This window comes from Achromobacter pestifer (assembly GCF_902859625.1).
Lineage (GTDB): Bacteria > Pseudomonadota > Gammaproteobacteria > Burkholderiales > Burkholderiaceae_B > Achromobacter > Achromobacter pestifer.
Genome location: NZ_CADIJX010000001.1, coordinates 1,342,816 through 1,354,768 on the forward strand (window position 1 = coordinate 1,342,816; position 11,953 = coordinate 1,354,768).

10 protein-coding genes are annotated in these 11,953 nt (G+C 60.2%); 2 read left to right on the forward strand and 8 right to left on the reverse strand.

Going from position 1 to position 11,953, the window contains the following annotated elements:
• Positions 1-26: 26 nt before the first annotated feature.
• From HV753_RS05875 to HV753_RS05905, 7 genes are read right to left on the reverse strand one after another with little or no spacing between them, the layout of a single operon-like run.
• The gene (locus HV753_RS05875; protein WP_175173447.1) at positions 27-530 is read right to left on the reverse strand and encodes an acyltransferase; all 504 of its coding nucleotides are present in this window, start codon (positions 528-530) and stop codon (positions 27-29) included.
• Entirely contained in the window at positions 527-1,435 is a 909-nt protein-coding gene (locus HV753_RS05880) for an NAD-dependent epimerase/dehydratase family protein (protein WP_175173448.1), read from the reverse strand. The genes HV753_RS05875 and HV753_RS05880 overlap by 4 nt, the downstream gene beginning before the upstream one ends.
• On the reverse strand, positions 1,432-2,001 hold the full coding sequence (locus HV753_RS05885; RefSeq protein ID WP_175173449.1) for a dTDP-4-dehydrorhamnose 3,5-epimerase family protein: 570 nt from the start codon (positions 1,999-2,001) through the stop codon (positions 1,432-1,434). The genes HV753_RS05880 and HV753_RS05885 overlap by 4 nt, the downstream gene beginning before the upstream one ends.
• Position 2,002: 1 nt before the next feature.
• Positions 2,003-3,319, reverse strand: a complete 1,317-nt coding sequence (rfbH, locus tag HV753_RS05890) for a lipopolysaccharide biosynthesis protein RfbH (protein ID WP_175173450.1) — start codon at positions 3,317-3,319, stop codon at positions 2,003-2,005.
• A 47-nt stretch (positions 3,320-3,366) separates the two neighbouring features.
• On the reverse strand, positions 3,367-4,428 hold the full coding sequence (gene rfbG, locus HV753_RS05895; protein WP_246288159.1) for a CDP-glucose 4,6-dehydratase: 1,062 nt from the start codon (positions 4,426-4,428) through the stop codon (positions 3,367-3,369).
• Positions 4,425-5,195: a glucose-1-phosphate cytidylyltransferase gene (gene rfbF / locus HV753_RS05900; protein ID WP_175173451.1), complete on the reverse strand. Its 771-nt coding sequence runs from the start codon at positions 5,193-5,195 to the stop codon at positions 4,425-4,427. The genes rfbG and rfbF overlap by 4 nt, the downstream gene beginning before the upstream one ends.
• Positions 5,192-8,650, reverse strand: a complete 3,459-nt coding sequence (locus HV753_RS05905; RefSeq protein ID WP_175173452.1) for a bifunctional class I SAM-dependent methyltransferase/glycosyltransferase — start codon at positions 8,648-8,650, stop codon at positions 5,192-5,194. Before HV753_RS05905 ends, rfbF begins: the two co-directional genes overlap by 4 nt.
• 299 nt (positions 8,651-8,949) lie before the next feature.
• Here HV753_RS05905 and HV753_RS05910 point away from each other — a divergent pair, with 299 nt between their 5' ends.
• Together HV753_RS05910 and HV753_RS05915 are read left to right on the forward strand one after the other, a co-directional pair.
• Complete coding sequence (locus HV753_RS05910; protein ID WP_246288160.1) at positions 8,950-9,726, forward strand: hypothetical protein; 777 nt, start codon at positions 8,950-8,952, stop codon at positions 9,724-9,726.
• Positions 9,727-9,857: 131 nt separating this feature from the next.
• Positions 9,858-10,049 carry a putative motility protein gene (locus HV753_RS05915; RefSeq protein ID WP_175173454.1) on the forward strand — a complete coding sequence of 64 codons (192 nt, stop codon included), beginning with the start codon at positions 9,858-9,860 and terminating at the stop codon, positions 10,047-10,049.
• 105 nt (positions 10,050-10,154) lie between these two features.
• Here HV753_RS05915 and lpdA read toward each other — a convergent pair whose 3' ends face one another.
• Entirely contained in the window at positions 10,155-11,945 is a 1,791-nt protein-coding gene (gene lpdA / locus HV753_RS05920; protein ID WP_175173455.1) for a dihydrolipoyl dehydrogenase, read from the reverse strand.
• Between the last annotated feature and the right edge of the window lie 8 nt (positions 11,946-11,953).

An 11,953-nucleotide genomic window follows, 5' to 3' on the forward strand; every position in this document is an offset into this window, starting at 1 on the left:
GACGATGTCATGCAATCACTCCAGGATTATTTAGTGCACTTATTCTTACGATATCGCAACACCGCAGCCGGGTTGCCGCCGATCACCGCGTATTCAGGCCAGGCGCCGCGCAGGACCGTGCCGGCCGCCACGACGCAGCCGCGCCGCAGGATGCAACCATCCAATAGCACGCAGTTGGCGCCGATCCAGCAATCGTCTTCGATGAGGATTCCGCCCTTGCTGGGCATGAAGCGCTGTTCGATGATGGTCTTGTCGCGGTTGCGGTATTCGTGATTGGTTGGCGCCAGAGTCGTGTTGGCCGCAATCAGCGTGCCGCGGCCGATACGAATTCCATTGCCCGAATAGATCACGACGCCCGAGTTCAGATAGACCTGATCGCCGACATGCACATCGCCGTCGCCCCCCGCGAATTTGATCTTCACGAAGCTATCGATGGTGACGTGGTCGCCAATCACCACGGCATTGCCGCGCACCGAGCGTTCGATGTCGGCCAACGGAGAGATCTTGGCCAGCGTGGAAATCCGGTTCATGCCTTGTGCTCCATCAGATGCGCCAACGTCTGGCTCAAGAACGCAGCCATCGCGGCAAGCTCGTCTCCTCGGCGAGGGGGCAAGGATAGGGATTGGAACTGATAGTTTGGCGCCGGGACTTCCTTGGCATCGCCGCATTGCACCGGAACATGCCGGCCCAAGAGCGCGCCAGCCTGGGCCGCCGCCAATTCCGCCACATCCCGAATGCGCCAGTCGGCACCCGCCACATGCACCACGCCGCTTGCCTGTTCCTGCAAGCGTGCGGCCACCACGCTGGCGAAATGCGCCACGTCCAGATAGTTGCGCACGGCCAACCCCTGGCCGTGCAAGACGATCTGGCCATTGGCCACGGCTTGGCGGCAGAAATCGAAGGGAGCCAGCGTCCAGCGGTCGAAACCGTTCCAGGACGCCGGTGCGCCATACAGATTGGCAGGCCGCAGGATATCGACCGATGCGCCCGTGGCGCGCGCCGCCCACTCAAACAGTTGTTCGGCCTGAAGATGGGTCAATCCATAGTCATTGGCAGGCACCGGTGGCGTGGACTCGTCCAGCAGCCCGGCCGGGCTGCCGTACACATGAAACGTGGACACGTAGGCCAGGCGGCGCACACCGGCCCGCTCGCAGGCCTGCAACAAGGCCCGCGTGCCAGCAACGTTGACGACGTATGCGGCTTGCGGGTCGGCTCGGCAACCCACCTCGTGCATGGCGGCGGCATGCACGCAGGCATCGATACCGGCCGGCAGGATCAGGTCCGCCACGCGCCGCGGGTCTGACAGATCCAGCTTCAGGTCATTGACGCCCGATCTGCCAGCGGTAATCACCTGCATGCCACGGGCGCGCAAGCACGCTGCAATCGCGCCGCCCGCGTAGCCATTCGCGCCCGTGACCAGTACGCGCTGGCTCATGCTGCCCCGCCCTGGCTGAAAGGCGAATCAAACTCCGCGAATCGCGGCAACGCGGCATCCCGGGGCGACATCAGGGGTTCACCTATACCAGCCTCGCCCACCCACCAGTCGATGCCCGCGCTTTCCGCATGCACGCCGGCGTCCCGCGCGGGGTCATGGACCGATGTCGTGTAGTACAGCAACGCCGTGCCGTCGCGATGGGCGGCAAATCCGTGCGCCACGCCCCGGGGCACATACACAGCCTGGGGTTCTGCGCCGTCCAGCATCAGGGACAGCGACTGGCCGTATGTCGGCGACCCTCGGCGCAAGTCCAGCAAGCCGTCGCGCGCGCGCCCCGTCAAGCAGGAAACCAGCTTGGCGTGATCGGACGGCGGCAACTGGAAATGCAGGCCGCGCAACACGCCACGGTGCGAGACCGACACATAGGACTCGACGAAATCGGTCTCCAGGCCCAGCGCCTGCAACGACGGCGCATGCAACAGCTTGCGAAATTCGCCGCGCGCATCCGGAAAACAAGGAAGCGTCAGCAGATAGCAGCCTGGAATCGCCAAGGCCTCGGCACGCATGTCAGAAGCCCGCGCCGAAGAACAGTTCAATCCGGCTGGCGGCGTAGTCCAGCATCTCGGGCGTCAACGCGGGCTGCACGCCGATCCAGAAGGTGTTTTGCATGACGATTTCGGTGTTGGTCAGTTCGCCCGACACGCGGTAGTTCTGGCCCACCATGGAAGGCTGCCGTGTCAGGTTGCCGGCAAACAGCAAGCGCGTGCCAACCTTGTCCTGATCCAGGTACGTGAGCAGATCGACGCGGCGCGCGTCGGCTTCCGGTCGCAACGTGATGGGGAAGCCAAACCACGATGGGTCCGACCCGGGCGTGGCCTCCGGCAAGATCAGGAATTCCTCGCACGAGGCCAGCCGTTCCTTCAGGAACCGGAAATTCGCCTTGCGCTGCGCCACGAACTCTTCCACCCGGTCCAACTGCGCCAGCCCGCAGGCGGCCTGCATGTCGGTGATCTTCAGGTTGTAGCCGATGTGCGAATACGTGTATTTGTGGTCGTAGCCTTCAGGCAGGCTGCCCAGCTTCTGACAGAAACGACGGCCGCAGGTATTGTCCTTGCCCGGTGCGCAATAGCAATCGCGGCCCCAGTCGCGGAACGACTCGGCAATCAGCTTCAGATGCGGATCATTCGTGAAGACCGCCCCTCCCTCGCCCATCGTGATGTGGTGCGCGGGATAGAAGCTGAGCGTACCGATGTCGCCAAAGGTACCGACCATGCGGCCGTTGTAGGTCGACCCCAGCGCATCGCAACAGTCTTCGATCAGCCACAGTCCGTGCTTCTTGCACAGCGCCGTGACCACATCCAGGTTGTACGGGTTGCCCAGCGTGTGGGCCAGCATGATGGCCTTGGTGCGCGGGGTGATCGCGGCTTCCAGGCGGCTGGCATCCACGTTGTAGGTGCCAAGTTCCACGTCCACGAACACCGGCACCGCACCAAATTGCAGAATGGGATTCACGGTGGTGGGGAACCCCGCCGCGACGCCGATCACTTCGTCGCCACGGCGGATCGCGCGTTCGCCCAATTTCGGCGACGTGAGCGTCGAAAACGCCACCAGGTTGGCGGACGAGCCCGAATTGACGGTGATCAGATGCTTGACGCCCAGATACTGCGCCAGCCGCCGCTCGAACTCATCATTGAAGCGGCCGGTCGTGAGCCAGCCGTCCAGCGACGCTTCGACCATTGCCTTCAGCTCGGCCGCGCCGATCAGCTTGCCCGAGGGCGGCACCGCCATCTTGCCCGGCACAAAGGCCGCGCGATCGCGTTCCTGGGCCTCGTGATACTGATCGACCAATTGGGCGATCTGCGCCCGGATTTCGTTAGGATTCATTGCTTATCTCTAAAACCGTTATGTTCTTGACGCGGCTGGCGGTCTGTTCAGACCGGGCCGTAGGCCGCGATTTGCGCATCGCACAGCGCGCGGGCGTCCGCGCCCTCATGCCAGGCGCGATACCACTGCATGGTTTCGGCGACCCCTTGCGCCAGCGTCCAGCGCGCCTGCACGCCCAGTACGGCACGCGCACGGGAGGTATCCAGGGCCAGCAAACCTGCTTCATGCGGGCCGTTGCCGGATTGGCCGTAGCTCACGTCACCCGACCCGTAGGCGGCGCGCGCCAGCTCGACCACGTCGTGCACCGTCGCCGTGTCTTGCGATGGCGGCCCGAAATTGTAGGGACCCGCCAGTTCCGGACGTGTCCACAGCGACTGAGCCAGACGCAGGTAGCCCGCCAGGGGTTCCAGGACATGTTGCCAGGGCCGCACCGAATCCGGACTGCGTATCTCCAGCGTCCGCCCGCCCTGCCAGGCCCGAACCGCGTCGGGCAACAGCCGATCGTCCGACCAGTCCCCGCCGCCAATGACATTGCCCGCCCGCGCCGTGGCCAGCGCCACGCCCTGCTGCTTCAGAAAGGCGTCCCGATAGCTCGCGGACACCAGCTCGGCGGCCGCCTTGCTGGCGCTGTAGGGATCGTGCCCGCCCAAAGCATCGCTCTCACGATAGGGGTGCGGCCACTCTTCGTTGCGATATACCTTGTCCGTCGTGATGCTCAGCGCCACACGGACGTCTTGCAAGCCGCGCAACCCATCCAGCAGATTCGCGGTGCCCATCACATTGGTCTCGAAGGTCAGCAAGGGCTCGCGGTAGCTGGCACGCACCAGCGGCTGCGCTGCCAGATGCAGCACGATCTCGGGACGCGCGCGGCGCACAATGGCGGCCAGGGCTTGCGCGTCGCGGATATCGCAGAAATGGCTGTCGGCAACGCCTGCGATCGCGGCCGCCTGGAACAGGCTCGGGCGATCCGTGGCGGGCGGCAACGCCACGCCCGTCACCTGCGCGCCCAGCTTATGCAGCCACAAGGCAAGCCAACCGCCTTTGAAGCCCGTATGGCCGGTCAGCAGTACACGCTTGCCGTGCCAGAAGGCGCCGGACCCGTCGTTCACCACATTCTCCAGGGCGCCTTGTTGGTTTCCCACAAGGATTCAAGCATGCGCTTTTCCCGCAACGTGTCCATGGGCTGCCAGAAGCCCATGTGCTTGTAGGCCATCAGATCGCCACCGCGCGCCAACGATTCCAGCGGCTCCATTTCCCAGGAAATATGGTCGGCCTCGATCAGGGGCAGCACCTTGGGCGACAGCACAAAAAAGCCGCCGTTGATGAGCCCGCCGTCGCCGCGCGGCTTCTCCGTGAAGCCGGCCACCAGATCGTCTTCCATCTTCAAGGCGCCGTAGCGGCCGGGGGGTTGGACCGCCGTCACCGTCGCCAGCTTGCCGTGCTGGCGATGGAAGGCGATCAATGCCGAGATATCCACGTCCGCGACCCCGTCGCCATAGGTGAAGCAAAACGCCTCTTCGTCCTTGACGTAACTGGCGACACGTTTCAGGCGGCCGCCGGTCATGGTGTCGTCGCCCGTGTCCACCAGCGTCACGCGCCAGGGCTCGGCGTGACGTTGATGTACTTCCATCTGGTTATTCGCCATATCGAACGTCACGTCCGACATATGCAGGAAGTAGTTGGCGAAGTACTCCTTGATGACATAGCCCTTGTAGCCGCAGCAAATGATGAAATCATTGACGCCGTGGGCCGAATACATCTTCATGATGTGCCACAGGATCGGCCGTCCGCCGATCTCGACCATGGGCTTGGGCTTGACGTGGGTTTCTTCGGAGATGCGGGTGCCCAGGCCCCCGGCAAGAATGACGGCTTTCATACGGATCCTTCGCACCACTTCTTGAACATGTCGCGGTAAGCCTGCTCGACCTTGCGGGCAAAGCCTGGCTCATCCATCAAGGCGCTGGCCTGCATTTCCTGGCGCAAGCCGGCGCGGATGCGCGCCAGCTCGGGAATATCCGTTGCTAAGGCAACGATTTTCTCGATGTATTGCGACTCAGTCTGCGCAACCCAATCCGGGCGCCCCAATCCTGTAAGAATCGACATTCCAATCCGCCCCACCCCTGGATTTCCAGCAAGAGTAATTGCCGGAAGCCCCATATATAGACTCTCAAAAATTGTCGTGCCAGAATTGTGTGGGAAGCAATCCAAGGCAATATCGGCGCTCCTAAGCAAGTCCCAGGGCGGAGAATGGTAGCCCATCTCAATACGTGCCGCGTCTACACCTTGATGCGCAAAGCGTGCAATGATGTCGGCTCGAATCCGGAGGTCAACATAGCTCGAACTGTCCAATACTAGGCGAGATCCAGGCACACGCCGAAGCAACTCCGACCAAACTCGAATGAGTTGGTCGTTAAGACGAATTGCTCTGGATAGAGACACATACCGGATGTAACCATTCCGCAATGCAGGAAGAGTATTTACATCGCCCATCGGCAACATGGGCCTGTAAACAAAATTAGTTTTTGATAAGCGCCACGGCACCTCAGTCAACAAATGCTCGCGGCCGATCGGAGCCATCGAGCTGTCGGTAAGGATATAATCCATTTCGGGCACACCAGTTGTTGTGCCAAATCCCAACCAAGTCAATTGCACTGGGGCCGCTCTACGGGCGAAAACTTGCAAGCGATTTCGGCCTGTATGACCTGCCAAATCAATCAGAATATCAATACCATCTTCTCGAATTCGATTGGCCAAAATCTCATCCGACATTCCATTAGTCAATTGCCAGTGATCAATATACACACGTAGTTCTTCGGTCGCATCATCGGCGCGGTCAAGCTCTGCATATGCGAAAACTTCTACGGCCGCTCGATCATGGTTTGCCAACAGTGGCAAGAGAAATAAACTGACAGGATGTCGCCGGAGGTCCGGAGATACGTAGCCTACTCGCAAGCGCCGTTCAGGATCTCTATTATTCAGGAACCGTCTTTCAAGTCGCCTGACCGACGATGCAAGCGTTGCTCCGTATTCCAAATAGGCGGCGTGAATCTCCTCTGCGGAGCGTCCCGGAAAATAATTCATAGTAAAAAATCGGTTGCTACGCGCTGCCGAGTGGTTTGGATCACGCTCTAGCACATCACGATACACGACCTCGGCAGCCTCAAAATGTCCCAAATCACCTAAGCAACTCCCTAGGTTGACACGGGCGTCATTACTCTCGGGATCCAACTTAAGCGCACGACGGAACCGAACCTCTGCTTCATGAAAACGAGCGGCTTTCTGCAAGAGGACGCCCATAAGGTTCAACATAGGAACATAGTCACTTTCTAGTCGGCGAACGTAGCGATCACATGATTCAACTTCATCCCAGCGACGACCGAGAAAACGAAACGACCCAACCAATGATGTATAGCGATCCGGTGAATGGGGATCAAGCACAATCCCTTTCAATAGATATTCCAACGATTCTTGAGCTTTACCACGCCGCCGCGCAGCCATCGCCAGCAAATCCCAGGCTGATGGGTGGTTTGGCGCACGTTTAGTCAGTTTTTTTGCACGTGCTTCAAGATCAACTGCGGCATTTGTGTTGATCATTCTTACTAGCTCTCTACCTTCTTTCAAAACGGCATCGTTTGTGGAGCTCGATGCACGCCAAGAGGGAATCGACGAATCGGATTCTGAGTCTACCCGCATGAGCGAGTCTATATAGAGAGCCCAAAAAGGGGCAATTCCACGTGAGGCAACCAAACCATCTTGCAGATAGTCTCGCCAATCTCTAGCTCTACTTCGAAGCAAGCCCGCATGTTTTAGCCGCCCCAAAACACATGCCAACCTGCTGCCAGGAATCCCATCTTCGACATCCCGCTTTCCTTCCATGGCAACCAAGGAAATCTGCTCGATGCTAATTTTTCGATCCACTTGTTCTAGGTATTCAAGATCAACTTCATTCAACGGGCAATCGACAGCCTCGTGCCACAAGTTGAATTGCGTCTGGAACCCTGAAAGATATGAAGGCACCCGTGCACCGATGACTGCCCCCCATTGGTTCGGTGCTAAATCGTCATAAGGGCTGCTATCAAGGCAAAAGCGCGCCGCACCCAACAGAAATAGCGTTTCGATAACCTTCTTTACCGAATCCGCTGGGGTCATACCGCGGAGCTTCGACCCGCTCGCTTTGCCAAGCTTCACCAGATTTTTATAAGATAGCGACGCAGGCCAAACACAACCAAGCGCATCCAAAATGCGCTCCATGACTTCTGAGTCCGCAACCACCATGTTGCCATGATGATTCAAATAGTAGGATTTCTCGGGATCAGCGGCCCCACAAGGAACACGCTCGAACATTCCGGCCCAACGCAACGAAGTCAATACGTCAAGGTTTGGCTTGAGGTTTAACTCCGACTGTCGCTCATGGTGCGTCAAAAGAGCGTGACGCCTCTCCCTACCAGTCGCAAAATCCAAATATTGTTGCCTCAACTCTGCTGGCTTTCCAAGCGCAAGCATGCTATGCGACAGAGCTACTGATGTCCCGAACGTCGTCGCCAGTTCGCTTTGAGGATTAGCATCCCCAGCACATACCATTCCATACTGACCCGCAAAGTCGGCAAATTCGGCATAATAATAAGGCTGCCGTTGCAACGATCGAAGCGCATATATACCCCTACGGTCGAGATCTCTCGCCACCTGCCTCGCCGCCACACGCAGCGCAGGCGCCATAGGATTTACCGTCGAAACTCCATCACCAAAGAGTTCAAGCGCCGCCCTAGCAGCGGCGATTTTATCAACTTCATTAGTGATCGAAAGAGTATGCAAGAGTACTGCATCGCGCACAATTTCAGCGGATTTTGCCCCGGGGTAAGTGTCGTATTCCACATACGCCACGCCCTCGTAAGCCAAATTTAAACGACAGATCCTTAACACCTCTGCGGCAGCATCCCTGTCCAGAAAACTAAACGAATCTGCGACGATTACATAGTCAAACTCACCGAAATCCTGAGTAATCTCGGAAAAATCGCTATTAACAAACTTAATGTTGGCTATACCCCAAGCATCCCTGGATTGACAAGCCGTTTCGATTTTCGTCGGATCAGGATCAATACCGACTATTTTCGCTTCCGGATAGGCAGCTGCAAAAGGAAAAAGATTGGTGCCGCTACCGCATGCAAGATACAGAACGCGTGCAGTCTCCAACGGCACAGTAGTCAAGCCATACAACTGTGCCACCGCCCGAAGATGAATTGGGGACGATTGATAACTGAGGGCCAGATCAGTCACTGGGCAAGCGACGTCAATGGCAATGGTGTCCTCAGGGACTCGATCAGGCGCGTTCAAACCAACCTCCACGGGCACGGTAAATACGAAGGAGCATAGCAGCGGGTTTCACGGCGGAAATGGGCGAAATGACGGCCTTTTTTACCGGTTCTTGAGTGATGAATGAAAACCTGCCTTTGGAGACGTAAGGGGAGTGACGGCTTTTTGCACGCTTATTCCTTTTTTTGACCGCCCCGTCTCGCGGTCATAATGGCGGCGCAGATTTTGTATCATTTTCTTTCAGCACTATGACCGCCACGCCCCCAGATCCACTCGCTATGCAGCACGACGGCACTCCGGATCCAGACTCTCAGGCGCCGGTGGATCCACAGACCCTGCGTCTGCGTGAAGAAAACCGCGCCTTGCGCGAGTTGTTGGCCGCCCAGGTGCAGGCCACGCATCCCCCTCCCCAACCGGGCTGCCTACGCCGGTTCGGTTGGTGGTTGATCTCTGCCCCGGGCGCCGCAGTTGTCAGCTGGCGCACCTTGCTGGGCCGCGACGATGCGCCCCCCATCACCGGGCGGCGCGTGGGTTCGGCCACGTTGACCGTGCTCTATACCCTGGCCATCTATGGTGCGCTGGTGTTGCTGGTCGTCTCCTGGAACGCGCCGAACAACGGGATCACCGGAAACACCGCGGCCAGCCCGATCCGCGTACCGCTGCTGCCCTTGCCCGCGCTCACGCCCGAAGACGAGCCATCCGACTGGGAGCATGACCCAGACGACAAGGCCGCATCGCCTCCCGCTCAGCCTGAACCCGCCGCGACGCCAGAGGCCGAGCCTACCGTCGCGCAGGAGCCCACGGCCGACACGCCCCGCACAACGCATCCTGAAACGGCAACGGCGCCGCCCCCACCCGCGACTGCGGGGGCCGTGGAACCCGCGCCCGTCACCACCGGGCCGCAGTCCACGCTGCGCATCACTGAAATCCCGGCTCAGAATCCAATGGCGTGGGTGGATTCGCTGAAGGACGAATTGGCCCGCTGCGCCCAGTTGGGCTTTTTCGAGCGGCCGGATTGCGCCTGGGCGGCGCGCAAGCAGTTCTGCGAGCCGAATCATGGCTGGGGCATCGTCAAGGAATGTCCGGCACAACCTTGAACCAACGGCCATGCCTGTCACGGGATGGCCACGAAAGCGGGTAACAATGCTTTGCATCGAACCCAGAACCTGCGCAATAATGCGATGACTTTGGGCTTGGCCCGACCTTTTCCTGCTTAGGACACCGCGACATGGACTCCGTCAATAACACCGTCAATACCGCCCTGGCCCTGAAAGACGCAAACGTCATGCAGGAAGTCCAGGCCCGGGTATTGAAGAAAGCCTTGAATGCCCAAGCGGACACCATTGCGACGCTGATGCAGTCCGTGCCTCCGATGGCCATCGACAGCACGCTGGGTTCGCGCATCAATACGCAAGCCTGATATCCAGACGCCGCGCGTTGCGGCATGGGATAAAAAAAGCGCCGGCCCCTGATCAGGGCCGGCGCTTTTGTTTGGGAAGCAGGCGGCAGAAACCGCCCGGCAACCTTACTTCTTCTTCATCGGCGGCAAGTCGGTGCAGACGCCTTCAGCCACTTCGGCTGCCATGCCCACCGATTCACCCAAGGTCGGATGCGGGTGGATGGTCTTGGCGATGTCGACGACATCCGCGCCCATTTCCACGGCCAGGGCCAGTTCGCTGATCAGGTCGCCAGCGTGGGTGCCCACGATGCTGCCGCCCAGGATGCGATGCGTTTCCGCGTCGAAAATCAGCTTGGTGAAGCCCTCGTCGCGGCCATTGGCGATGGCGCGGCCGGAGGCGGCCCACGGGAACACGCCCTTCTCGATCTTGATGCCTTGCTTCTTGGCTTCGTCTTCGGTCAGGCCCACCCACGCCACTTCCGGATCGGTGTAGGCCACCGACGGAATGACGCGCGCGTCGAAGAACGACTTCTGGCCGGCTGCGGCTTCCGCCGCGACGTGGCCTTCATGCACCGCCTTGTGCGCCAGCATCGGCTGGCCGACGATGTCGCCAATGGCGTAGATGTGCGGCACGTTGGTGCGCATCTGGCGATCGACCTCGATGAATCCGCGGTCGGTCACGGCGATGCCAGCGCGGTCGGCGCCGATCTTCTTGCCGTTGGGGCTACGGCCCACGGCTTGCAGCACCAGATCGTAGCGTTGCGGCTCTTTGGGAGCGCCCTCGCCTTCAAAGGTGACGTAGATGCCGTCCTTCTTGGCTTCGGCGCCCACGGTCTTGGTCTTCAACATGATGTTGTCGAAGCGGTAGGCGTTCTTCTTCTGCCATACCTTGACCAGATCGCGGTCGGCGCCCTGCATCAGGCCATCCAGCATTTCCACGACATCCAGGCGCGCGCCCAAGGTCGAATACACCGTGCCCATTTCCAGGCCGATGATGCCGCCGCCGACGATCAGCATCTTCTTGGGCACTTCACGCAGCAGCAACGCGCCGGTGGAGTCGACGACACGGTCGTCGGCAGGCATGAACGGCAGCTTCACTGACTGGCTGCCAGCGGCGATGATCGCCTGCTTGAAGCGCAGCGTCTGGGTCTTGCCGTCGGCCGCTTTCACGGTCAGGTGATAGGGGTCGGCGAACTCGCCCACGCCATGCACCACGGTGACCTTGCGGGCTTTGGCCATGCCGGCCAGGCCGCCGGTCAGCTTGGCAACCACGCTGTCCTTGTAGCCGCGCAGCTTGTCCAGGTCGATCTTGGGCTCACCGAAGCTGATGCCGTGTGCGGCCAGCTCGCGCGCTTCATCGATGACCGCGGCGTTGTGCAGCAGCGCCTTGGACGGAATGCAGCCCACGTTCAGGCAGACGCCGCCCAGCGTTTGGTAGCGTTCGACCAGGACCACGGACAGGCCCAGATCGGCGGCACGGAAGGCGGCGGAATAGCCGCCAGGGCCGGCGCCCAGCACCAGTACGTCATATTCGCCATCGGCCGAACCCTTGAAGCTCGACGCGGCAGGAGCCGCTGCGGCTTGCTTGGGCGCTTCGGCAGCCTTGGGGGCTTCCTTGGCAGAGGCTTCCTTGGCAGGCGCTTCCTTGGCGGCGGGCGCGGCAGCGGCGCCCGAGGCGGCCGCTTCCACTTCCAGCACCACGGCGCCTTCGGCCACCTTGTCGCCGACCTTCACGGCGATGGACTTCACCACGCCGCCTTGCGACGCGGGGATTTCCATCGAAGCCTTGTCGGATTCCACGGTGATCAGGCTTTGCTCGGCCTTGATCGTGTCGCCCACTGCCACCAGCACTTCAATGACTTCCACTTCCTTGAAGTCACCGATGTCCGGCACTTTGATTTGAACGGTATTGCTCATAGGGCTCC

What these genes read in the sequence shown, in the direction of transcription:
- lpdA (WP_175173455.1), bottom strand. Translation starts at nt 11,945, where the DNA reads ATGAGCAATACCGTTCAAATCAAAGTGCCGGACATCGGTGACTTCAAG.
- HV753_RS05885 (WP_175173449.1), bottom strand. Translation starts at nt 2,001, where the DNA reads ATGCGTGCCGAGGCCTTGGCGATTCCAGGCTGCTATCTGCTGACGCTT.
- HV753_RS05915 (WP_175173454.1), top strand. Translation starts at nt 9,858, where the DNA reads ATGGACTCCGTCAATAACACCGTCAATACCGCCCTGGCCCTGAAAGAC.
- HV753_RS05875 (WP_175173447.1), bottom strand. Translation starts at nt 530, where the DNA reads ATGAACCGGATTTCCACGCTGGCCAAGATCTCTCCGTTGGCCGACATC.
- rfbF (WP_175173451.1), bottom strand. Translation starts at nt 5,195, where the DNA reads ATGAAAGCCGTCATTCTTGCCGGGGGCCTGGGCACCCGCATCTCCGAA.
- rfbH (WP_175173450.1), bottom strand. Translation starts at nt 3,319, where the DNA reads ATGAATCCTAACGAAATCCGGGCGCAGATCGCCCAATTGGTCGATCAG.
- HV753_RS05880 (WP_175173448.1), bottom strand. Translation starts at nt 1,435, where the DNA reads ATGAGCCAGCGCGTACTGGTCACGGGCGCGAATGGCTACGCGGGCGGC.